Raw genomic sequence first — 22,945 nt, forward strand, 5'->3', positions numbered from 1 at the left:
CGCGCCGCCGGCTCCGGCGCGGCGACGTCCAGCGCGGCGACGTCCGGCGCGCGGGTCTACCGCGCGGGCCGGGAGTCGATCAGGCGGGCGAGGCCGTCCAGGATGCACTGGAGGCCGAAGGCCCAGATCGTCTGCGGGTGGTAGCCGGCGACCGTGCTGCCGACGCGGCCCGCGAGCGGGTAGCGCTCCGGGTCGAGGGCCCGTTCCAGCAGCGGGGCGCTGACGGCCCACCACTCCTCCTGGCTCTGGCGGCTGTTGTGGTCGACGTCGTCGGCGGCGGCCAGGGCGTTCGCGTGGACGAAGCCGAGAACGTGGGCCAGGGCGGCGTCCATCTCGACGTCGGTGAGCCCGATGCCCTCGAAGGCCGCCAGCTCGTACTCGTACTTCCCGATCACTCCGGGGCCCAGCGGCGGACGGGTGACCGCCAGGTCCGCGATCCAGGGGTGCCGGGTGAGCAGGTCGCGGTTGTCGTCCGCGACGCGGGCGACCTTCACCTGCCACGGGTCCCGCGCGCCGACCGCCCGGCGTTCCATGCCCGCGTACGCCTCGTCGAGCATGAGGTCGAGCAGTTCGGCCTTGCCGGGGACGTACGTGTAGAGGGTCATCGGCGTCACGCCCAGCCGCTGGGCCAGTGCCCGCATGGTCAGCGCGGGCAGCCCCTCCTCGTCGGCGAGGCCGGTCGCGGCCCGGACCACGGCGTCCACGCTGAGGCCCTGGCGGGGGCCGCGCCGCCCGGGCTGTGCCGGCCGGCCGGGCTCGCGCCACAGCAGCTCCAGCGTGCGGACGGGGTCGCCCGCCCCACTCCGGTCCTTCGCCATGCCCGGTCCTCCGCACGCTCGGCCAACAACTCACTACACCGTATAGAGTACAGTGTACAAAATAAGCTCGAGACACCCCACCGCGAGGAGTTCCGTGCAGATCGCCGCCGACAACCACCAGGTCATCCAGGTCCGCGGAGCGCGGGAGAACAACCTCACCGACATCTCCCTCGACATACCCAAGCGCCGCCTCACCGTCTTCACCGGCGTCTCGGGCTCCGGAAAGTCCTCCCTCGTCTTCGGCACCATCGCCGCCGAGTCGCAGCGGATGATCAACGAGACGTACACCGCCTTCATCCAGTCCTTCATGCCGAGCCTGGGCCGGCCGGACGTGGACGGGCTGCACAACCTGAGCGCCGCCATCGTGGTCGACCAGGAGCGGATGGGCGCCAACTCCCGCTCCACCGTGGGCACCGCGACCGACGCCTACACCATGCTGCGGATCATCTTCTCCCGCCTCGGCACCCCCCACATCGGCACGTCAAGCGCCTTCAGCTTCAACGCCCCCGAGGGCATGTGCCCGCGCTGCGAGGGCGTCGGCCAGGTCTCCGACATCGACGTGGACCAGCTCGTCGACCGCGAACTCTCGCTCAACGAGGGCGCGATCACCGTCCCGGGCTACGCCGTGGACTCCTGGTACTGGCAGATCATGGTGAACTCCGGCTTCTACTCCCCCGACACCAAGCTCAAGGACTTCACCGAGCAGGAGTGGGCCGACCTCCTGCACAAGACCTCGGTGAAGGTGAAGGCGGGCTCCAACAACTTCACCTACGAGGGGCTGGTCACCAAGATCCAGCGGACCTACCTCGCCAAGGACCGCGAGGCCATGCAGTCCCACATCCGGGCGTTCGTGGACCGCGCCGTGGTCTTCGCCGACTGCCCTGACTGCGGCGGCAGCCGCCTCTCCGCAGCCGCGCTCTCCTCGCGCATCGACGGGGTGAACATCGCCGAGTGCGCGTCGATGCAGATCAGCGAACTCGCCGCCTTCGTCCGCCGGATCGCCGACCCGGGCGTGGCCCCGCTGCTCGCGAGCCTGCGGGACCTGCTCGACTCCCTCGTCGAGATCGGCCTGGGCTACCTCAGCCTGGACCGCCCCTCCGGCACGCTCTCCGGCGGCGAGGCCCAGCGCGTCAAGATGGTGCGGCACCTGGGATCCTCGCTCACGGACGTCACGTACGTCTTCGACGAGCCCACGACCGGGCTGCACCCGCACGACATCCGGCGCATGAACGACCTCCTGCTGCGGCTGCGCGACAAGGGCAACACCGTGCTGGTCGTGGAGCACAAGCCCGAGGTCATCGCGATCGCGGACCACGTCGTCGACCTCGGCCCGGGCGCGGGCACGGCCGGCGGGCGGCTCTGCTACAGCGGGGACGTGGCCGGGCTCCGCGCCTCCGACACCCTCACCGGCCGCCACCTCGAACACCGGGCGCGGCTGCGGGAGTCGGTGCGCACCCCGCGCGGACACCTGTCGATCAAGGACGCCGGCCTGCACAACCTGAAGGACGTCAGCGTGGACGTGCCGCTCGGGGTGCTGGCGGTGGTGACGGGGGTCGCGGGATCGGGCAAGAGCTCGCTCATCCACGGCTACCTGGCCGGGCGGGACGGGGTCGTGGTGGCCGACCAGTCGCCGATCCGCGGCTCGCGCCGGTCCAACCCGGCCACGTACACCGGGCTGCTGGGTCCCATCCGGACCGCCTTCGCCAAGGCCAACGGGGTCAAGGCGGCGCTGTTCAGCGCGAATTCGGAAGGCGCCTGCCCGAAGTGCAACGGCCTCGGGCTGGTGTACACGGACCTGGCCATGATGGCCGGGGTGGCCTCGGTCTGCGAGGAGTGCGAGGGCAAGCGGTTCACGCCGGAGGTGCTGACGTACCGGCTCCGCGGCAAGAACATCAGCGAGGTGCTCGCCATGCCGGTCGCGGAGGCGCACGCGTTCTTCCCCACCGGCCAGGCGCGGGCCGTCCTGGGCCGGCTGGTCGACGTCGGTCTGTCGTACCTGCGGCTCGGCCAGCCGCTCAACACCCTGTCGGGCGGTGAGCGGCAGCGGCTCAAGCTCGCCATCAACATGGCGGAGAAGTCCTCGACGTACATCCTGGACGAGCCGACGACCGGCCTGCACATGGCCGACGTCGACAAGCTGCTGGCCCTGCTGGACCGGCTCGTCGACGACGGGAACTCGGTGATCGTCATCGAGCACCACCAGGCGGTGATGGCGCACGCCGACTGGCTGATCGACATCGGTCCGGGCGGCGGCCACGCCGGCGGCGAGGTCGTCTTCGAGGGCACGCCGGCCGACCTGGTGGCCGGGGCCGACACGCTGACCGCCCGTCATCTGCGGGAGTACGTGGGCTCGTAGACCCCGGGGCCGGGGCGGGCGGGGGCCGCTCCCTGGGCCGGGGGCGGCCCGCCGCCGGGGCCGGCGGCCTGATGGGCCGGTGCACGAGGGACGCCGTACGGACTCAAACCGGGCGTACGCACCATGCGTACGGCGTTCGCATCGTGAGCTAGTCTGGCGCCATGTCAGCAGACGAGCAGCTGCTCAGTACCGCCGCGCCCGCCGTCGCCTCCGTCTGGACGCGCCCCCGCCGCAGGGAACAGCAGCCCGCGCTCAGCCGGACCGAGATCGTCGCGGCGGCCGTGCGGCTGCTCGACGCCGAGGGCATCGAGGCGCTGAGCATGCGCAAGCTCGGCACCGGGATGGGCGCGGCCGCCACCTCCCTGTACCGGCACGTGGCCAACAAGGACGAGCTGATCGAGCTGGTCGTGGACGAGGTCTACGGCGAATTGGAGGTGCCCCGCGCCGACACGCCGGGCGAGTGGCGCGAGGCCGTCTCCCGCAGCGGGCACAGCCTGCGCGCGATGGCCCTGCGCCACCCCTGGGTGGCGTCGGTGCTCGGCCAGGTGGGGCCGGCGCACCTCGGCCCGAACCTGATGCGCATGTCGGAGCGGATGCTGGCGCTCTTCCAGACGGCCGGCTTCCCGGCGGGCGAGGCGGACCTCGCGATGAAGGCGGTCATCTCCTACGTCGTCGGCGCCACGACCAGCGAGGCCGCGTACCTCTCGCTGCTCGCCCGCAGCGGGCAGAGCGAGCAGGAGTGGCTGGAGAGCCTGCGCCCGGCCGCCGAACAGGCGTCGGCCGGGCACCCGTTGCCGGCCGGGGAGCACGCGGCGCAGGAGGGCCGGGACCCTCGGAAGGCACGCGAGGAGAGCTTCGACTACGGACTCCAGCGGGTCCTGGACGGCCTGCAGGCCCGGCTCGGCGGCGGCTGAGCCCTGCCGGACGGGCCCAGCCGACGGCCGGGACACGGGCCGGGGCCTGGGCCGGGCCTGGGCCGGGGCCGGGGCCTGGGCCGGATTACGGCAGCCGCAGTTCGCGATCCTCCCCGAGCGGGGCGAAGAACCGCTCCACGTCCGCCCCGGAGACCTCGGCCAGGGTCGGCGGGGACCAGCGCGGAGTGCGGTCCTTGTCGACGACCTGGGCCCGGATGCCCTCCACGAGGTCGGGCGAGGCGAGCGCGTTGCAGGAGACCCGGAACTCCTGGGCCAGCACGTGCTCCAGGGTGTCGAGGGCCGCGGCCCGGCGCACGGCGGCGAGGGTGACCTTGAGGGCGGTCGGGGACTTGGCCAGGATCGTCTCCGCGGTCTCCTTGGCCGCCGGATCCCCCACGCCGAGCAGCCGCTCGACGATCTCCTCGACCGTGTCCGCCGCGTAGCAGTGGTCGATCCAGGGCCGCCGGTCGGCGAGTTCACCGGGCTCCGGCGTGGCGGCGTACCGCGGCAGCACCTCGTGGGCGGGGGCGGCGGCGAGTGCGGCGGTCAGCTCCGGCAGTCGGCCGGCGGGTACGAAGTGGTCGGCGAGCCCGCAGAGCAGGGCGTCGGCGGGGCCCACGGCGGTGCCGGTGAGGGCGAGATGGGTACCGAGCCGACCCGGGGCCCGCCCGAGCAGCCAGGTCCCTCCGACGTCGGGGACGAAGCCGATGCCGGTCTCGGGCATGGCGACGCGGGAGCGCTCGGTGACGATCCGTACGCTGCCGTGGGCCGAGACCCCGACGCCGCCGCCCATGACGATGCCGTCCATCAGGGCCACGTACGGCTTGAGGTAGCGGGCGATGCGGGCGTTGAGCCGGTACTCGTCGCGCCAGAAGTCCGCGGAGGCGGTGTTCCCGGCCTTCGCGTCGTCGTGGATGGCGCGGATGTCGCCGCCCGCGCACAGCCCCCGCTCCCCGGCCCCGCGGATCAGGACCTGGCCGACGGCGGGGTCCTCCTCCCAGGCGCCGAGGGCCTCGTCGATCCGCCGCACCATGGGGTGGGTGAGGGCGTTGAGGGCCCTGGGACGGTTGAGGGTGACCACCCCGGTCCGGCCCTCGACGTGGAACTGGACGGTGTCGTCGGCATTGTCGTCTTCGGTCTTCACGCCGATCAGTATGGCCGCGGCGTAGGGTGGCCCGGTATGCGGAAGATCATCCTCATGACGCAGGTGTCCCTTGACGGATACATCGAGGGTCCCGAACGGCAGATCGACTGGCACCTCGTCGACGACGAGGTGCACCAGTACTTCAACGACGAACTCCGCTCGATGGGCGGGTTCCTGAGCGGCCGCGTCACGCACGAGCTGATGGCGGACTTCTGGCCGACGGCCGACGCCGACCCGGCGAACGCCGGGCCCACGGCGGAGTTCGCCGGCATCTGGCGGAACATGCCGAAGTACGTCTACTCGCGCACCCTGCAGCAGGCCGGCTGGAACACCACCGTCGTGCGGGACGTCGTACCGGAGGAGGTCGCCGCGCTGAAGGCGGCCCCGGGCGGCGACCTGGCCCTGAGCGGGGCGGACCTCACCGCCTCCTTCCTGCGCCACGACCTGGTGGACGCGTACCGGATCTGCGTGCACCCGGTACGGATCGGGCGCGGCAAACCGCTCTTCCCGCCCGTCGACAGCGGCCTGGTGCCGCTGCGTCTGGAGGGCACCCACACCTTCGGCAACGGCGTCGTGCGCCTGAGCTACGGCCGCCCGTAGGTTCCGGGCGTCTGTCCGAACGCCTTGCGGAAGACATCGATGAAGGCACTCGCCGACGACCATCCGCAGCGGTGCGCGACGGCGGTCACCGGGGTGTCCACGGCCAGCAGCTGCAGCGCCCGGTGCAGCCGCAGCTGGGTGCGCCACTGCGGGAAGGTCATGCCCAGCTCGGCGCGGAACAGCCGGCTCAGCGTCCGCTCGCCGGCCCCCGCCCCCGAGGCCGCGGCGAGCGCCGCCAGCCCCCGCTGATCGGCGGGGTCGTCGTACAGCAGCGCGCAGACCGCCCCGAGCCGCGGGTCCGCGGGGGCGGGCAGGTGCAGGGGCTGCAGCGGCGAGGCCCGCAGCTGGTCCAGGAGCACCCCGAGCAGTCGGCGGTGTTCGGGGCTGCCGTCCTCGGGGGCCCGGGTGTAGGCCAGGATCAGCTCGCGCAGCAGCGGGCCGACGGCGATGACGGCCGGCGCGTCCAGGGACAGCGGGTTGAGGCGGGTCGGCAGGCCGACGGAGTGCAGGTCGGTCCGGCCGAAGGCGCGGTGCTCGTGCACGGTTCCCGCCGGGATCCACAGGGCCCGGGTCGCGGGGGCCACCCAGGTGCCGGCATCGGTGGTGACGGACAGCACCCCCGAGCCCGCGTAGGCGATCTGGTGGTCGTCGTGGCGGTGCGGGTCGATCCCGATGCCGGTGTCGAGCGCGCGGATGCTGGTCGCGGCCCGCGGCGTGTGACGGACGCCGTGCCGGGGGCTCGGCTGTTGGCGGTTTTTCTGCATTGCCCGGCAACTTATCGGAAGCGGGCCATCCTTGGCGGCGGCGATGCTCGGTCGGTGAAATCACCGATCGCAACCACTGCGCTGCGGCGCCGCACCACCGCCCTCTCGGCGGGCCACTCGTGCGTGGACGTCTACCAGGGCGCCGTCGCCGCGCTCGTGCCCTTCCTCGTGGCCGAGCGCGGGTACGGGTACGCCGCCGCCTCCGGCATCGTGCTCGCCGCCTCGCTCCTCTCCTCCGTGGTCCAGCCGCTCTTCGGGATGCTGACCGACCGGCGGCCGATGCCCTGGCTGATACCGCTGGCCACGGCCGCCGCCGGACTCGGCATCGCGCTCGTCGGGCTGGACGCCGGCTATCCCGCCACGGTGGCCGCCGTCGCGCTCTCCGGGCTGGGCGTCGCCGCCTACCACCCGGCGGCCGCCCGGCTGGTCCGCTCCCTGGCGGGCGGGGCGGCCGGGCACACGGCGATGAGCTGGTTCGCGCTGGGCGGCAACATCGGCTTCGCCTGCGCGCCGCTGCTGGTCCTCGGCGCCCTGGCGGTGCCCGGGCCGGCCGGCTGGGGTCTGCTGGCCCTCCCGGCCGCGCTCGGCGTGCTCCTCAACCGGCCGCCCGCGGGGAGCGGCGCGGACGGCTCGGCCGCCGCGGCCACCGCACGGCCGGGCAAGGCGCCCGCGAGCGCCCCGGAGGAGAACCTGCGGGCCTTCCTGCTGCTCTGCCTGGTGGTGATCGTCCGGTCCGTCGTCTTCATCGGCCTGAGCACGTTCATCGCCTTGTACGTGCACGAGCGCGGCGGCGGTGAAACCGCCGCCGCCGTGGCCCTGTTCGCCCTGTTCGCGGGCAGCGCGGGCGGCACCCTGCTCGGCGGCCGGCTGGCCGGCCGGTGGGGACGGGCGGCCACCGTGCGCCGGGCCTACGCCGCCGCCGTGCCCGCCGTGGCCGGGCTCCTCCTCCTGCCCCTGCCCCTGGTGCCCGTCTGCGCGGCGCTCGCCGCCGCCGCGCTGTACGTGCCGTTCTCGCTCCAGGTCACCCTGGGCCAGGACTACCTCCCGACCCGCATGGGAACGGCGAGCGGGGTGACCCTCGGCCTGACCGTCAGTGTCGGCGGCCTCGCGAGCCCGCTCATCGGCGCGGCGGCGGACGCCGCCTCGCTGCGCGCCGCGCTGCTGCCGCTGGCGGCCCTGCCCGTACTGGCGTGGGCACTGGCCCGGCGCCTGCCGGAACCGGCGGCGGAACCGGCGGCGGAGGCCGAACCGGTGGAGGTCGAACCGGTGGAGGTCGAACCTCAGACCGAGCGGCAGGTCGCGCGGCGGCAGAGCGCGCCGCAGTCCGGTCCGCAGACCGACCCGCAGACCGCCCCACAGCCCGGCCCACAGACCGGTCCGGCGTCGGGCCCGGCCGCCTGATCGCGTCAGTCGCGGGGGCGGGCCCGGTGGGCCTGCCAGGCTGCCAGGGCCTCGGAGCGGGCGCCGTCGGGGTGGCGCGCGTGCCAGGCGCGCAGGAAGCGGTTGAACTCGAACTGTGCGCCCACCTCCTGGGGTTCGGCCGCCTGCGCGCGGGTGGTGTGCCAGTGGGCGACGGCCTCGGCGAGGGTGTGGCCCGCGTGCTGCGCGACGTACTCCCGCATGAAGGCGTCGAAGTGGAACCCGGGGCCGATCTCCCGTACGAAGTACTCCCGCAGCACCTGGCTGCACCGCTGCCCCTGCGGGATCACGGTCGCGCCGTCGACGGGGGCGGCGAGCTGACGTCCCGTGCGGCGGGTCGCGGGGGGCGCCGCGGCGGCGGGTGCGGGGAGCCCGTCGAGTGCGGCGGCGAGGCGGGCGGTGACGGCGGCCTTGCCGCCTCCCGCCGACAAGCCCATCTCCCGGGCCAGTGCACTCAGTTCGGCCAGCGTCCAGTACCAGCGCCGCAGCTCCGTCCCGGTCAGCGCCGGCGTCAGGGCGGGCCGGATTTCCTCCGCATTCATATTCGTACTCACGTTCCCATCCTAGGCGAGGCGCCGGGCACAACGGACCGATCGGCCCACCCGTAAAGCAGCCTTGTGAATGTGACTACATGTCACCTATTGTCCCTATATGTTCGCAAGCGCCGCAGGCCCGGGCACGGGCGGATCCGGAGGAGACCGCATGACCGACGACCCGAACCACCACCTCACCCTGGGCGGCGACACCGCCCTCGTCCTCATCGACCTCCAGACGGGCATCCTGGGCCTGCCCACCACCAGACCGGCCCCCGAGATCCTCAAGAGGGGCATCGCGCTCGCCGAGGCGTTCCGCGCCCACCGACTGCCCGTGGTGCTGGTCAAGGTGGCCTGGTCCCCCGACGGCGGCGACCTGCCCACCGTCAACGTGGACCGCCCGGGTCCGGCCGCCGCCCCGCCCGCCGCGTTCTCCGAGATCCCCGCCGAACTCGCCGCCCTCGGGGACGTGGTCGTCACCAAGCGCCACTGGGGCGCCTTCACCGGGACCGAGCTCGACCTCCAGCTGCGCCGCCGCGGCATCCACCGCATCGTGCTGGCCGGCATCTCCACCAGCGTCGGCGTCGAGTCCACCGCCCGTACGGCGTGGGAGCTCAGCTACGACCTGGTCTTCCCGGAGGACGCCACCGCCGACACCGACCCCGACTCCCACACGCACACCTTCGGCAAGATCTTCCCGCGCATCGGCAAGGTCAGCACCACGGACGAGGTCATCGCGTCCCTGGGGACCGGCGATTCCCATTTTTAGGTCAGCTGACCTAGAATCTGCGTCATGACTGATGCCCTGCGGCACGACCCGTCCGCCCCCGTCCTGATCACCGGCGGATACGGAACCGTCGGCGCCGAGATCGCCCGTATGGTCGCCCTCGACGCCCCGACCCTGCTCACCGGCCGTACGCCCGAACGCGGCCGGGCCCTTGCGGCCGAACTCGGAGCCGAGGTGCGCGCCTGGGACCTCACCGATCCCGCACCCTTCCGAGCCGATGTGCGAGCCGTGATCAACTCGGTCAACGACCCCGAGGACCGGGTGCTGCGCGCCGCCGTGGCGGCCGGCGTCCCCTATGTCGACATCACCCGCTGGACGGCCCGGCTCCAGCGGGCCGTCACCGTGGCCGCGCTGCTGCGCCCCACCGCCCCCGTGCTGTTGTCCTCGGCCTGGATGGGCGGGGTGAGCAGCCTCGTCGCCGCGTCGCTCGCCGCGGAACTGGGCGGCGCCGAGCGGGTCGAGATCGCCGTGCGGTGGGACATGGCCGACCGGTCCGGCGCGGACTCCGTGGAGTTCATGGACCGGCTCGGCGTGGAGTTCGAGGTGGTCGACGACGGCCGCCGCCGGTACGCCGCTCCGCTCACGGACGCCCGTACGGTGCTCATCGGCGGCGGTCCCGTACGGGTCGCGCGCATCGACACCCCCGAGCAGTTCACGCTGCCGCTGACCCTCGCCACCACCACCGCGGTCACCCGCATCGGCTTCAGCTCCCCGGCCGCCACCCGCGCGCTCCTCGCCCTGCGGGGCGCGGGCTTCTTCCGCTGGGCGGGGGGCGAGCGCTGGGCTCCGGCGCGCCGCGCCCTGCTCCACTCCCCCGGGGACGGCGGTACGGCCCGGCTCCGCATCGACGTCTCCCACCAAGGGCGCAGCCGCACCGCGACCGTCACCGACCCGCGCGGGCAGAGCCATCTGACCGCGGTCGGGGCGCTCCTGGGACTGCACCGGGTGCTGGGCACCGACGGGGCCCCGGCGCCGGAGGGCGTGGTCTTCCCCGAACAGCATCCGGACCCGATCCGGGCCGCCGGCGCACTGGCCACCCACGGCGTCCGGGTCGACCTCGACCCGGACCGGATCGAGGCCGCCGCATGACCGCCGCCGCCACCCCGGGCGGGCCGACCCCGAAGGGCCACCAGCGGCGGACGGCCCTGCTCGACGCCGCGGAACGGATCCTGGGCTCCTCCGGCGGCGCCGAGCTCACGATGCGCGCGGTCGCGGACGCGGCGGGCGTCCGGCTCGGGCACCTCCAGTACTACTTCCCGGCCCGCTCCGACCTCCTGGCGGCCCTGCTGGACCGGATCCTCACCGCTTCGCTGGCGCGCGTCGCCGCGCTCACGGACGCGAGCGGGGCCGATGCGGGCGCCGGGGCCGGTGCGGACGCGGACGCCGGTGCAGGCGCGGACACGAACGCGGACGCGGACGCGGGCGCCGAGGCCATCCTGGACACCGTCCTCGGCGACCACGACGACCTGCCCCTGGTACGGCTGTTCACCGAGGTCTGGTCCATGGCCGCGCACGACGAGGAGGCCGCCCGGGCCGTCCGCGCCTTCTACGCCGCGTACGCCGGGCACGTGGCCGAGTTCATCCGCGGCCGCTCCCCCGCCCTCACCCCCGCCGCCGCGGCCGCCCGCGCCGAGGTGTTCGTGATGCTCATGGAGGGATCGGCCCTGTTCCGCTCCGGCATCACGGGCCGCCCCACCACCCCGGCCGACACCCTCCTGCGCCGCACCCTGCTCGGTCTCCTCGCCGGGGAGGCCCTGCCTTCCCGACATCACACCGAAGGCGGTTCACCCGTAACCGGAGGGACGCCAGTGGGTTAGGAGCACGGAAGACGAGGGAGTTCGCATGGCGCAGCAGCACGAGACGTCCCTGCGGCTGCGCCTCCGGTACCGCTTCGACCATCTGGTGGCAGGGGGAACCACCGCGCTCATCGGCTGGCTGGCCCTGGCCTGCCTCGCCGTCGTGATCCCGGCGAGCGCGGTCCTCGTCTGGACCGACCGGGCCGCCCCCACGACCCTCTCCGGCCGGCTCGCGGCCGTGTGGGTCAGCGTCGGGCAGACCCTCAAGATCGGGGGCGCGGTCGGCTCTCCCCTCTACGTCCTGGCCTCCGTGACGCTCGCCCTGGTCGCGCTGCTCTTCGTGTCGACCCTGGTCAGTCTGATCACCACGGGCATCAACCGGCGCATCATGTCCCTGCGCCGCGGCCACTCCACCGTGCTGGAGGCCGGGCACACCGTCGTCCTGGGCTGGTCGGACCAGATCCTCCCGGTGGTCGGGGAGTTGGTGGCCGCCAACGCCAACCAGCGGCGCTCGGCCGTCGCCGTCCTCGCGCCGAAGGACAAGGTGGAGATGGACGACGAGATCTCCGCCCACGTGACCGACGCCGGCACGACGAGGATCATCTGCCGCAGCGGCCGCACCACCGATCCCGCGGAGCTGGCCCGGGTGAGCCCGCAGACCGCGAAGGCCGTGCTCGTGCTGCCGCCCGACGGGGAGACCGGCGACGCCCACGTGGTGAAGACCCTGCTCGCCCTCGACGCGGCGGTCCCCGGCGCCGGTGACGCGGTGGTGGTCGCCGCCGTCCGTGACACCCGCAACCACGTGACCGCGCAGCTGGCGGCCGGACCCGGCGGGCACGTCCTGTGCGTCGACGACATCATCGCCCGGCTCCTCGTCCAGACCGCCCGCCAGCCCGGTCTCTCGCTCGTCTACCAGGAGTTACTGGGCTTCGACGGCGACGAGTTCTACACCGCCGCCGCCCGGGGTCTCGCCGGACGCACCTTCGGCGAGACCCTGCTGGCGTTCACCACGTCCTCGGTGGTCGGCCTGCTGCACGCCGACGGCCGCGTCGCGCTCAACCCGGAACCCGGCACGCCGATCGGCGCGGACGACCGGATCATCCTCGTCTCCGAGGACGACGACACGGCCGTACCGGCGGACGCCTCCTCCTGCGTCGACGAGGACGCGATCGTCACGGCCCGCCCCGGGATCCCCCTCACCGAACGCCTGCTCCTCCTCGGCTGGAACCGCCGCGCCCCGCTCATCGTGGAGCAGCTCGACCAGTTCGTGAGCCCCGGGACCACCCTGGACGTCGTGGCCCTCGGCGACGACGCGACGATGCGCGCCGCCTCCGGCATCGCGGGAGCGCGCGGCCGCCTCGAAGTGACCTTCCACAGCGGGGACATCACCGATCCCGGTGTCCTGGCCAAGCTGGACGTGCCCTCGTACGACAGCGTGATCGTCATCGGCGAGACGGGGCTGCGGCCCACTGTCCCACTCGCCCCCGGCCCGGAGACCTGGGCTGCGCAAGGGACCTGGGCAGGGGCCGGTGCCGGGGGTGACACCGGGGCCGGGACCGGCGGCGAGACCGGGGCCGAGACGGACGACCGTACGCTGGTCACGCTGCTGCACCTGCGGGCGATCGGGGAAGCCGCCCACCGGGAGCTCTCGCTCACCACCGAGATGTCCGACGACGGCAACCGGCTGCTCGCCCCGGCCCGGGAGGGCGCCGACTTCATCGTCAGCGGCCGGCTGATCAGCCTGCTCATGACCCAGATCTCGGAGAGCAGCCACCTCGCCGACGTCTTCGAGGAGCTGTTCGGGGCGCACGGGAACGAGCTCTACCTGAAGCCCGTATCGGACTACGTGCGGACCGACCGCGAGGTGGCCTTCGCGACCCTCGTGGAGTCGGCGCGCCGCCGCCGCGAATGCGCCGTCGGCTACCGGCTGCGCTCGCAGGCCGCCACGGGCCCCGCCTACGGCGTACGGCTCAACCCGGACAAGCGGCAGCGGGTCCGCTTCGGCGAGCACGACTGGCTGATCGTGCTCGCCGAAAGCTGACCTCAGAGCGTCGAGTGGACCTCCAGGGCGGTCCGTACCGCGGATTCCAGAGCCCCTTCGATCCACGCCGGCTTGATGGAGGTGTGGCAGCCGGCGAAGTGCAGGTTGCCCTCGGCGCTGCGGACGTGCGGGAAGAGCTCGGTGTGCTGGCCGGGCAGCAGGACGGAGGCCTCGCCGTAGGCGTACGGGTCGCGCATCCAGGACTGGGTGCGCCCGACACCGGTGTAGAACACCTCGATCCGCTGCCCGAACACCTCCTGGAGCCCGGCGAGCGCCCGCGGGTAGCGCTCCGCGTCGTCCAGGGAGTCCCACTTCAGGGCGTCGTCCGACCAGCTGTAGGAGGCGAGCACGACCCCGCCCGGGCTGCCCTCGACGGGGTAGGAGGGCTGGAACATGAAGCGGTTGGGGTTGTCGGTGGCCGAACCGCCGCCGATGACCCCGGCGGCCTCGGGCTGGTCGCGGGTGACGGGGCGGCAGGCCGCGTAGTGGGCCCGCTGGGCGCCGGAGATGTGGCTCCTGGTGACGGAGGAGTGGGCGCCCAGCAGGGAGCCGTCCTGCGGGGTCTGCCCGAGCTGGTACTTGCGGTACAGACCGGGCTGTACGGCCTCCAGTTCGCGCTTCCAGCCGGCCTCGTCGAACTCCCACCAGCGGCGGCCGAATTCCAGCAGCACCTTGGTGGCCGCGTCGTAGTGCAGTTCGGTGATCGCGCGCCGCTTGCCGTAGGAGAGCGCGGGCGCGACCGGGATGTGGCGCAGGCCGGAGAAGGGGACGGTGATGATCGCGGTGTCGCCGGTGAACGTCTCGCGCTGCACGGCGGCGCCGCCGCGGCCCTCGGAGACGGTGTCGACGGTGACCTTGCCCTCCCCGTGCGTGATGCGGGTGGCGCGGCGGTCGAGCCGTACGACGTCCTTCACCCGGTCGTAGAGCGCGTCGGCCAAGGTGGCGGTGCCGCCGGGCAGTTCGAAGAAGGCGGTGTCCGGGCTGATCAGCGAGGCGCCGATGAAGCTGTGCACGAAGGCGAGGTGCAGCCGGGAGGTGAGGTTCTCGACGGTTCCGATCAGGTCGATCGTCCGCTCGTCGAGCTTCGCCTCCTCGGTGAGGTAGCGGTACATCGACATGTGGCCGTAGCGCTGGATGACGCGTGCCCAGCCCTCGACGAGGGCCTTGTCCTTCTTCCCGTCGATCTCCTTGCGTACCGGGGCGAAGGCGTTCCGCACGATCTGCGCGGCGGGAATCCCCTCGTAGGCCGCCGGGACTCCGAAGGAGCGGTTGAGTGCCTGCGGGCTGCGCGCGTAGTCGGCGCGCCGGACGCGGATGCCGTTGACGAAGATCCACGTGCGGTAGGCGGGGCGGCCGGAGCCGTCGACGTCGACCAGGTGGAAGCGCCGGCGCTTCAGGCCGAGGCTGTCGATCAGTCCGGTGACCAGCGGGTGACTGTCGGGGATCCGCATGGCGCCGGCCTCGGCGTACTGCTTGGGGTCGGCGAAGGCGGCGGGGGACTTCTCGTGGCCACCGGTACGGAAGGTCTTGATCCGGCCGCCCACCCGGTTGCCGTTGGCCTCGATGACGGTGACCTCGTGCCCGGCCCCGCGCAACAGGTGGGCGGCGGTGAGCCCGGCGGGCCCGGCGCCGACGATCAGCACCTTCTTGCGGGTGCGGGACCGGGGCAGGCCGTGCTTCAGGAGGATGTCCGCGTAACGGGGTACCAGGGGCTCGTCGTCATCGTCCCGTACGAGGATGGCCCGGGCGATGGTCAGGCACGTCTCCCAGTCGGAGTGTGCGGAGCCGGACGGCGTCCGCGAGGTCTCGGCGGACGCGGCGGCGACCGTGAGCGCACCGGCTCCCGCGACGGCGGCGGCGCCCGCGATGACGGTGCGGCGGGAGGGGCGGCGGGCGGGCTCCGGAGCGGGCTCGTTCGGAGAGTCGGGCACGGGGGCAGAGTCGATGATCATGACTGAACTCTCGCGTCCCCCAAGCGCCTTGAACGCCCAAAGTCGCCCGGGCGGGAAACAATCACCCGGACGTGCGGTACGGACCGCGCGCCGCTGACGAACTGGTTTTCGTGTCACGGCGCTTACGGCTGACGCCGACCGGTGCGGGGGGCGCCGGGAGGGGTGGTCAGGGGATCCGGCGCACCCGCTGGCTGGTGAGTTCGTACCGGGCTCCGACGACGGCCAGCTTCCCGGCCGCGACCTTGGCCGCCAGTTCGGGTTCCGCGGCCAGCCGCGACCGCACCAGCCGGACGTTCGTGGTGATCGCCGCGTCGATCCGCGCGGGCCCCCGGAGCGTACGGTCGATCGCGGGCCGGATCTGATCGACCAGGTACTGCATGTGTCCGGGGAGCGGCGCCCCGCCCTCGGCGGCGTTGACGGCCGCGGCGACGGCCCCGCAGGACTGGTGCCCCAGGACGACGACCAGCGGGATGCCCAGTTCGAGGACCCCGTACGCGATGCTCCCGAGCACCGCCTCGTCCAGGACCTCGCCCGCCGAGCGCACGGTGAGGAGGTCGCCGAGTCCCTGGTCGAAGACCAGCTCGGGCGGTACGCGGGAATCGACGCAGCCGAGGACGACGGCGAACGGGTGCTGGCCGCGGACCAGCGTGCGCCGCACGGTCCGCGTCTCGTCGGGATGCGTTTCGTGAAGGGTCCGCCAGCGCGCGTTCCCCGCCGCCAGCACGTTGAGCGCGGTCTCGGGCGTGGTCGGCCGCGCAGCGCTCGCCCCGCCGGCGCGGGAGGGGGTCGGGGTGCCGGGGGTACCGGCCACCAGCCCGGCGCCCACGGCCGCCGCGCCCGTCAGCACCGCCCGGACCAGCCGGCGCCGCCCGGGGGCCCCGCGACCTTCAGCAGCATTCACCGTCATATCAGGACAAGCTATGCACATCCAGGCCTGCGGTGTGCGCGCCGCTTGGGGACTGGCCCGGCCTTGGCGAAGTCTTGGGCAAAACGGCCCGCCGCCCCCGGACCTCCCCGCACGGCCCGGCCCTACGGCGCGTCGCCCGCCCCCGCGCGGGCATGGCCTCTCAGCATGCCGCCACCACCCCACACCCCCTCCACCTGCCCATATGCCGCTCGCCGGGTGCACCGGCACGGAGGGGGCCCGGAGGCCGGAATGCCGACGGGGCAGGCCGTCGTGACACGCTGAAACCGGGGGATCGCTGGTCCTGGCCCGCCAGGCCGGCTCTGCCAGCAAGGAGATCGAGATGGCCAGTGACGCCACCAGAGCCCAAGCCAGTCGCCCGCAGCCGAGCCCCTGGCATGCGCCCACATCCGGTACGACCATCGCGGCGGCCGCCCTGATGATCTTCGGCGGGGTGATGGCGATCTTCGAGGGGATCTCGGCCCTCGCCAAGGACAACCTGCTCGTCGTGACGCGCCACTACCTGTTCGAGTTCAACCTGACGGCCTGGGGCTGGGTACACCTCATCGTGGGCATCCTCCTCGTCGTCGGCGGCTGCGCGGTGATCACCGGCGCCCTGTGGGCGCGCTACTTCGGGGTGTTCATCGCCGGCCTGGGCGCGATCGCCAACTTCCTGTGGCTCCCGTTCTACCCCTTGTGGGCGCTGATCCTGGTCGTCGTGAACCTCTTCGTCGTCTGGGCCCTGTGCACGGGCATGCACCGGGAAGCGGACTCCGGCTCGACGGCCTGAGGCGGGCACGCTCCCAGCGTGGGCCGCGGTACGGAAAACGAGCAAGGGCCGTTCCGGATCGTTCCGGAACGGCCCTTGCACCCAGCCCGGGGCTTTCACCCTTCCTTGATCAGCACGGTGATGTTCCGATTGCGGATCAGCACCCGCTCGACCTCATCTCCGATCTCGAACGTGCCTTCCACATCCGTGGGTGTGATGACCTGCGTGACGGTCCCCGTGGGCTTGGCTTCCACCAGGTTCACGTGCAGTTCGTCAGGGACGATCGGCGGGGACGCCAGTTCCAACTTGAGCTTGAATCCCGAGGTCTGACACGCACACGTGCCCTTCACCGTGACCCGGCGCCTCGCCTTGCCGTCCTGATACGCCGTGGCCGTGAAGTCTTGGTCACCAGCTGCACAGGCGAAGCCGTTCGTAGGCTCAGACATGCCTACTCCCATCGTCTACTCGTTGCGTGACAGTTGACACAGCGCAACCAGTGTTGGCGTGGCTCGATGACCACCGCAAACGGAGATCGGGGCTTCATTCGTGTGGCCACGCCTGCTTTGGGGGTCTCCTTGAACGGTGGTACCCCACGCCTCGGCGGTCCCGCGTCAGCCGAGGGCCACCACGACCGGGCCGCCGGACCGGTCGACCCGGTTCGTCCAGTCCGGTGGCAGGCGCAGCGAGCGGGACGGGGACACCGGGCCGATGATGCGACGCCGCCACAGCAGCCGGCCGTCCTGGCCCACCGTCACCACCGGGCCGGTCAACGGCTCCCCGGACCGGAGCAAGAGCGGCCTCCCGGCGGTGCCCGGTCCCGTGACCCGGTTCGGCGTCACCCACAGGAAGGGGGCCCGGACCTTCAGCGGCGGGCCGGGCTCCGGCCAGGGGGCGCCCGCCAGGTGGGCCAGCACGGGGGCCGCCGCGGCGGCGCCCTCCCCGGCCGCGGTGGCCGCGCGCTCGATGCCGTGGAGGGCGTTGCCGACCGCGAAGACGCCCGGCACCGACGTACGGAAGGACGCGTCCACGCAGGGGCCCCGGGTGCCGGGGTCCAGGGGGACGCCGCCGCGGCGGGCCAGCTCGTGATCGGGGATCCAGTCGCCGGTGAAGACCACCGTGTCGCAGGCCAGGACCCCCGACCTGCCGTCCCGGTGCCGGACGGCCACGCCGGTCAGCCGGCCCCGGCCGCGCAGTTCGCCCACCGTCGTCGCCGTGAGCAGCGGGACCCCCGGTACGGCGGTGGCGCGCGGGAGCTCGGTGACCATCGCCACCACGTCCGTACCCGCCCGGCGCAGCGTGCCCACCGCGTGGCGGGCCACCGGCCCGGCGCCCACGACCACGGCCCGCCGGCCGACGGGCAGCCCGTACCGGTGGACCGACTGCAGCAGCTCCCCGGTGGTCAGCACGCCCTGCGGGCGGGATCCCGGGACCAGCCGGGCGCTGCGGGGTCGCTCCCGGGCGCCCGTGGCGAGGACCACGGCGCGGGCCGTGATCCGCTCCAGGCCCGCCGGGCTCGTGGTGTCCAGGGACAGCGGGCCGGCCCAGCCGGTGGCGGTGACGCCGGTGCGGACCGCGGCCCCGGCGGCGACCGCGGCCTCCGCCGACCGCCGTGCGTGCTCGGGACCGCGGAGCCAGGGGCGCGGGGGCCTGCCGAAGCCGCCGTGGTGGAGGTGACGCGGCATTCCGCCCGCCTCCGGCTCGCGTTCCAGGACCTCGACCCGTCCGGCGCCCGCGGCCGCCAGCCGGGCGGCGAGGGCCAGCCCGGCGGGGCCGGCGCCGACGACGAGGACGTCGACCAGGACATCGACCGGACCGTGGGCCGGGACGCCGACCGGCCCGTCGGCCAGCCCGTCGGCCGTACGGTTCACCGGCGGGCCTCCTCGAACATGGCGCGGACGGCGGCCCCGCAGTGGAAGCCCTGGCAGCGGCCGCCCCGGGCGCGCGTGCGCCGCCGCAGGCCGTCCGGCGAGCCGGGCGGGACGGTCCCGGCGAGCGCGTCGCGGATCTCCCCGCGGGTGACGCGCTCGCAGTGGCAGACGATCCGGCCGTACTCCGGATCCGCCGCGATCATCGCCGCGTCGCGGTACGGGCGGGGGAACGCCTCGCCGAGGTTCGGCATCCGCACCGGGGCCGGCTCCTGCGCGCCGGCCACCGGCAGCCCGCCCTCGGCGAGCAGCTCCACCACGTGGGCGGCGATCGCCATCGAGGCGGTCAGGCCCGTGGAGCGGATCCCGCCCACGGTGACGCACCGCTGCGCGGGATGCGCCCGGATCGCGTAGTCCTCCTGCCCGGTGGCCGCCCGCAGCCCGGCGTAGACGGCGGTGACCTCCTCCTCCAGGAGCGCCGGCAGGATCCGCCGGCCCTTCTCCCGCAGCAGCGCGAGCCCGTCGGCGGTCGACCCGGTGGCCGTCTTGTCGTCCAGGTCCTCGGCGGTCGGCCCGAGCATCACGTTCCCGTACACGGTCGGCGTCACCAGCACTCCCTTGCCGCGCGCGTCCGGCACCGGCAGCAGGATGTGGCGTACGAGGCCGCGGGCGAGTTCGTCGAAGACGATCAGCTGACCGCGCCGGGGCGTCACGGTGAAGTCCGCGTGGCCGAGCATCCGGTCGATCTCGTCGGCGTACAGGCCGGCCGCGTTGACCAGGTGCCGGGTGCGCAGCGGGCCGCGGCCGGTGGCCAGCGTGTGCGGTGCGCCCGGGGTGACCGACCGCACCGGGCAGTTGAGGTGCAGGTCGACACCGGCGCGCACGGCCTGCGTCGCGTACGCGAGGGTGGTCGTCCAGGGGCAGATGACGGCCTCGTCCGGCACGTGGAGCGCCCCCAGCACGCCGGGTCCGAGCTCCGGCTCGCGGGCCCGTACCTCCTCGGCCGGGAGGATCCGGGCCGAGCGGTAGCCGTTGCGTACGGCCTTGTCGGCGAGGCCGGGCAGGGCCGCGTACTGCTCCTCGTTCCAGGCGACGAGCAGCGCCCCGAGCGGTTCCACCGGGATGCCGCTCTCGGCGGCGTACGAGGCGAGCAGCCGCTGCCCCTCCCGGACGAGGCGGGACTCCAGGGAGCCGGGCACGGCGTCGAAACCGGTGTGCAGGATGGCGGTGTTGGCCTTGGAGGTGCCGTTGCCGACGTCGTCGGACGCGTCGATCAGGGCGATCCGCAGGGGGAGCCGGGCCAGTTCGCGGGCGATGGCCGAGCCGACCACGCCGGCGCCGACGACCGTCACGTCGTACGCGTCGCCGTTGACGTTGACGTTGCCGTTGCCGTTGCCGTTGCCGCCGGGCAGCGGGCCGTCGGTGGTGACGGTCATGCCGGGCCGTCGAGCAGGGCGGAGACCGCCGTACGGAACCGTGCGCGGCGCTCCGCCGCCTGCCCGGAACCGGCCCGCGGCTCGTAGACGGCGGACGGCTTCCACTCCGGGACGGCCTCGTGCACGGTGAGCGAGGGGTCGAGCCCGAGCCGGGCGACCGCGCCGACGCCGAGCGCGGTGACGTCCGGCAGCGCGGACACCTCGACGGGGATCTGCAGCAGGTCGGCCTGCGCCTGCATGAGCAGCGCGGACCGGGTCAGCCCGCCGTCGACGCGCAGGGCGGTCAGGGGCGCGCCCAGATCGGCGGCGACCGCGTCCGCGAGCTCCGCCACCTGCGCGGCTATGCCGTCGCACAGCGCGCGAACGAGGTGCCCCGCGGTCGTGTCGAGGCCGAGGCCGGTGACCGAACCCCGCAGGTCGCCGCGCCACCAGGGGGCGGCGAGCCCGGCGAGCGCGGGGACGAAGGTGACGCCGCCGGCGTCCGGGGCGCTGCCGCCCACCGGGTCGATGTCCTCCGCGCCGGAGATCACGCCGAGGTCGGTGAGCCACCGCACGGCGGAGGCGGCCGTGTACACCTGCCCGTCCAGGCAGTAGCTGGTCTCCCCGCCGAGCCGCCAGGCGACGCAGCCGACGAGTCCGGAGGTGCTGCGCAGGGGGCGCGGCCCGCTCTGCGCGAGGAGGAACGCCCCCGTGCCGTAGGTGCACTTGGCGGTACCGGGCTCGGTGACGCGCTGGGCGAGCAGCGCGGCCTGCTGGTCGACGAGCAGCCCCGTCAGCGGCAGCGGGGGTCCGAACGCGGTGGTGGTGCCGACATGGGTGTCCGCGTCGACGACTTCCGGCAGCCGCTCGCCGGTGAGGCCGAAGGCGTCGAGCGCCGCCGGCGACCAGTCGACGGTGTCGAGGTCGAGCAGCTGGGTGCGGCCCGCCGTGGCCGCGTCGGTGACGAAGGCGCCGGTGAGCCGGTGCACCAGCCACACGTCGCTGGTCGTCACGACTCCCTGCCGGGTCAGGTTGCGGCGTATCCAGGCCATCTTCGGCGCGGCGAAGTACGGGTCGAGCGGCAGCCCCGTCCACTCCTGTAACGAGGCGGCGTGCGGGGCCAGTTCCGTGCACAGCTGCTCGGCGCGGCGGTCCTGCCAGACGATCGCGTCGGTCAGCGGCTCACCGCTCGCCGGGTCCCAGGCGAGTACGGTCTCGCCCTGGTTGGCCAGGCCCACCGCCACCACCGGCTCGCCGGCCGCCGCCAGGGCGGCCCGCCCCGCGTCGACGACCGAGTCCAGCAGCTCGCCGGGGTCGACCTCCACACGGCCGCCCGGCAGGTACCGGGGCCGTACGGGGGCGGAGGCGGAGCCGATGACCCCGCGTACGGGACAGACGACGAGGGCCTTGGTTCCCGACGTGCCCTGGTCCACAGCGAGCACCGGGCCCGTCATCACCACTCCGTCCCCTTGTATCGACACGCGTGATCGGCGCCGTGCGCGATCGCCGCTCGGAAGCCTTCACCAGCGGACGGCGCCCGTCAAGATCCGCAAGAACCGGGCCGGGGGGTCGCGGAGTCGACCTGACGTGAATTCATATCCTGTACGTGGCTTGATAGTTGCATTTGAAAAGATTCATGCCGCGAACGCACACAGTCGCTCTATAGTGATCGCCGATCACCAGGCGCGAAGGCCATGCGATGCGAGGACCGATGACCACGACCACCGCAAGACGCGCCCGTCCCGACCATCCGCCGACCGGGGCGAGGTGATGGCGGGCGGCGACTTCCGGCCCGTCTACCACCCCGCCGGCCACGACAACGAGTTACGTGTCGCCGTGCAGGACCTGCGCACAGGCCGATGGCTGTCGATGGCGCACCTGCTGGACCGGACGGACGGCTGGGGGCTGTGGACCCAGCGCACCCAGGTGCTCGCCGCGGTCGCCGCCGGATCGGACGTGGTCCAGGCGTGGCGGGCCGAGGAACCGCACAGCGTCGCCGCGTCCGTCATGCACACCCGTGTCGTCGTCGAACGGGCCGTCCGCGCCCACCGCGCACGGCACCCCCGCACGCACGAGCTGTGGCAGGAGGCGTGGGCGGCCTGCCGGTACGCATCCGAGCTCAGCCCGGCCGACCCCGTGCCCTGGGTCTGCCTGCTCGCCCTGGCCCTCCTCGACGAACACCGCGCGATGGACGAGCACCGGCTCCCTCCGCCCGGCCTGATGCTGCCTCCCGGCCCCTGGGGCATGCTCGCGCAGGCCGACAAGCGCGATCCGCACAACCGCGAGGCGTACCACCGGATGCTCCAGTTCGTGTGCGCGGGTACGCCGGGACCGCTCACGGGGGCCGCCAACTTCGTGCACTGGGCGGCCGGTTCGGCCCCGCCCGGGTCCGCCGTCCACGTCCTGCCGCTCTACCTGAGCATCGAACGCTACCGCCGCGAGCGCGGCCAGGAGAAGGCCCTCGACCTGCACTGGGTCGCCGAGGACGCCGTCCGTGACGCCGGCCACGCCCTGGACACCTGGTTCCGGTACGCCGACCTGCGCCGCGCCTCCCCGCTCGATCTGAACCATCTCGCCCATGCCCTGTGGGGAGCCAACCGGTTCGGCGAGGCGGCCCGGGTCTTCGACGCGATCGACCGGTACTGGACCACCCTGCCGTGGGCCCACCGGACCCGCGACCCGGCCGACCAGGAACTGGCCACGGAGGTCTTCCTGCGGGCCCGGTCCCGCAGCCTGGCCGGCCGGGACTGAGCCCGGGGCGTCCCCCACCCCCGACGCCACGCGCCGCGCCCGTCGCCCCAACGCCCCACCCCCTGTTCTCCACCCCCGCTCTCCGCTCCCCGTCCCCGTGCTTCACGAACCCCCGGA

20 protein-coding genes are annotated in these 22,945 nt (G+C 73.7%); 10 read left to right on the plus strand and 10 right to left on the minus strand.

The features are described from left to right. Nucleotides 1-56: 56 nt before the first annotated feature. A complete protein-coding gene (locus OG534_RS04900; protein WP_326586837.1) occupies nt 57-818 on the minus strand; it encodes a TetR/AcrR family transcriptional regulator in 762 nt (253 codons plus the stop codon). A 94-nt stretch (nt 819-912) separates the two neighbouring features. Here OG534_RS04900 and OG534_RS04905 point away from each other — a divergent pair, with 94 nt between their 5' ends. After that, nucleotides 913-3,174: an excinuclease ABC subunit UvrA gene (locus OG534_RS04905; RefSeq protein WP_326586839.1), complete on the plus strand. Its 2,262-nt coding sequence runs from the start codon at nt 913-915 to the stop codon at nt 3,172-3,174. A 161-nt stretch (nt 3,175-3,335) separates the two neighbouring features. Continuing rightward, complete coding sequence (locus tag OG534_RS04910) at nt 3,336-4,088, plus strand: TetR/AcrR family transcriptional regulator (protein ID WP_326586840.1); 753 nt, start codon at nt 3,336-3,338, stop codon at nt 4,086-4,088. An 85-nt stretch (nt 4,089-4,173) separates the two neighbouring features. Here the strand turns inward: OG534_RS04910 and OG534_RS04915 are convergent, their stop codons facing one another. Beyond that, nucleotides 4,174-5,232: an enoyl-CoA hydratase/isomerase family protein gene (locus tag OG534_RS04915; protein ID WP_326586841.1), complete on the minus strand. Its 1,059-nt coding sequence runs from the start codon at nt 5,230-5,232 to the stop codon at nt 4,174-4,176. Between the two features lie 36 nt (nt 5,233-5,268). Here OG534_RS04915 and OG534_RS04920 point away from each other — a divergent pair, with 36 nt between their 5' ends. Then, nucleotides 5,269-5,832: a dihydrofolate reductase family protein gene (locus OG534_RS04920; protein ID WP_326586842.1), complete on the plus strand. Its 564-nt coding sequence runs from the start codon at nt 5,269-5,271 to the stop codon at nt 5,830-5,832. On the opposite strand, the gene OG534_RS04925 is transcribed toward OG534_RS04920, so the two are convergent. Further along, nucleotides 5,817-6,596, minus strand: coding sequence for an AraC family transcriptional regulator (locus OG534_RS04925; RefSeq protein WP_326586843.1), 780 nt, complete (start codon nt 6,594-6,596; stop codon nt 5,817-5,819). The genes OG534_RS04920 and OG534_RS04925 overlap by 16 nt on opposite strands. 54 nt (nt 6,597-6,650) lie before the next feature. On the opposite strand from OG534_RS04925, the gene OG534_RS04930 reads away from it, so the two are divergent. Then, nucleotides 6,651-7,997: an MFS transporter gene (locus OG534_RS04930; protein ID WP_326586844.1), complete on the plus strand. Its 1,347-nt coding sequence runs from the start codon at nt 6,651-6,653 to the stop codon at nt 7,995-7,997. Nucleotides 7,998-8,002: 5 nt separating this feature from the next. Here the strand turns inward: OG534_RS04930 and OG534_RS04935 are convergent, their stop codons facing one another. Next, the gene (locus OG534_RS04935) at nt 8,003-8,569 is read right to left on the minus strand and encodes a DUF6434 domain-containing protein (protein WP_326586845.1); all 567 of its coding nucleotides are present in this window, start codon (nt 8,567-8,569) and stop codon (nt 8,003-8,005) included. A 148-nt stretch (nt 8,570-8,717) separates the two neighbouring features. Here OG534_RS04935 and OG534_RS04940 point away from each other — a divergent pair, with 148 nt between their 5' ends. From OG534_RS04940 to OG534_RS04955, 4 genes are read left to right on the plus strand one after another with little or no spacing between them, the layout of a single operon-like run. Beyond that, complete coding sequence (locus OG534_RS04940; RefSeq protein ID WP_326586846.1) at nt 8,718-9,317, plus strand: isochorismatase family protein; 600 nt, start codon at nt 8,718-8,720, stop codon at nt 9,315-9,317. 24 nt (nt 9,318-9,341) lie between these two features. After that, nucleotides 9,342-10,424, plus strand: coding sequence for a saccharopine dehydrogenase (locus OG534_RS04945; protein ID WP_326586847.1), 1,083 nt, complete (start codon nt 9,342-9,344; stop codon nt 10,422-10,424). Continuing rightward, entirely contained in the window at nt 10,421-11,152 is a 732-nt protein-coding gene (locus tag OG534_RS04950; protein ID WP_326586848.1) for a TetR/AcrR family transcriptional regulator, read from the plus strand. The genes OG534_RS04945 and OG534_RS04950 overlap by 4 nt, the downstream gene beginning before the upstream one ends. A 25-nt stretch (nt 11,153-11,177) precedes the next feature. Beyond that, nucleotides 11,178-13,172, plus strand: a complete 1,995-nt coding sequence (locus OG534_RS04955; protein WP_326586849.1) for a CASTOR/POLLUX-related putative ion channel — start codon at nt 11,178-11,180, stop codon at nt 13,170-13,172. A gap of 2 nt (nt 13,173-13,174) precedes the next feature. Here the strand turns inward: OG534_RS04955 and OG534_RS04960 are convergent, their stop codons facing one another. Together OG534_RS04960 and OG534_RS04965 are read right to left on the minus strand one after the other, a co-directional pair. After that, a complete protein-coding gene (locus tag OG534_RS04960; protein WP_326586850.1) occupies nt 13,175-15,124 on the minus strand; it encodes a flavin monoamine oxidase family protein in 1,950 nt (649 codons plus the stop codon). 166 nt (nt 15,125-15,290) lie between these two features. Further along, entirely contained in the window at nt 15,291-16,031 is a 741-nt protein-coding gene (locus tag OG534_RS04965; RefSeq protein WP_442807036.1) for a carbonic anhydrase, read from the minus strand. A 340-nt stretch (nt 16,032-16,371) separates the two neighbouring features. On the opposite strand from OG534_RS04965, the gene OG534_RS04970 reads away from it, so the two are divergent. After that, nucleotides 16,372-16,818 carry a DUF7144 family membrane protein gene (locus OG534_RS04970; protein WP_326586852.1) on the plus strand — a complete coding sequence of 149 codons (447 nt, stop codon included), beginning with the start codon at nt 16,372-16,374 and terminating at the stop codon, nt 16,816-16,818. Between the two features lie 95 nt (nt 16,819-16,913). Here OG534_RS04970 and OG534_RS04975 read toward each other — a convergent pair whose 3' ends face one another. The 4 genes from OG534_RS04975 to OG534_RS04990 all read right to left on the minus strand — a co-directional run bounded on the left by OG534_RS04975 (nt 16,914) and on the right by OG534_RS04990 (nt 21,531). Continuing rightward, the gene (locus OG534_RS04975) at nt 16,914-17,243 is read right to left on the minus strand and encodes a hypothetical protein (protein WP_326586853.1); all 330 of its coding nucleotides are present in this window, start codon (nt 17,241-17,243) and stop codon (nt 16,914-16,916) included. Nucleotides 17,244-17,408: 165 nt separating this feature from the next. Beyond that, a complete protein-coding gene (locus tag OG534_RS04980; protein ID WP_326593463.1) occupies nt 17,409-18,596 on the minus strand; it encodes an NAD(P)/FAD-dependent oxidoreductase in 1,188 nt (395 codons plus the stop codon). 65 nt (nt 18,597-18,661) lie between these two features. Further along, on the minus strand, nt 18,662-20,098 hold the full coding sequence (locus tag OG534_RS04985) for an FAD-dependent oxidoreductase (protein ID WP_326586854.1): 1,437 nt from the start codon (nt 20,096-20,098) through the stop codon (nt 18,662-18,664). Further along, nucleotides 20,095-21,531 (minus strand): FGGY family carbohydrate kinase, encoded by a 1,437-nt coding sequence (locus OG534_RS04990; protein WP_326586855.1) that lies wholly within the window; start codon nt 21,529-21,531, stop codon nt 20,095-20,097. Before OG534_RS04990 ends, OG534_RS04985 begins: the two co-directional genes overlap by 4 nt. Before the next feature lie 316 nt (nt 21,532-21,847). Here OG534_RS04990 and OG534_RS04995 point away from each other — a divergent pair, with 316 nt between their 5' ends. After that, nucleotides 21,848-22,828 (plus strand): hypothetical protein, encoded by a 981-nt coding sequence (locus tag OG534_RS04995; RefSeq protein WP_326586856.1) that lies wholly within the window; start codon nt 21,848-21,850, stop codon nt 22,826-22,828. The last annotated feature ends 117 nt before the right edge of the window (nt 22,829-22,945 follow it).

The sequence above is a fragment of the Streptomyces sp. NBC_01294 genome, from assembly GCF_035917235.1.
Classification (GTDB): Bacteria; Actinomycetota; Actinomycetes; order Streptomycetales; family Streptomycetaceae; genus Streptomyces; species Streptomyces caledonius.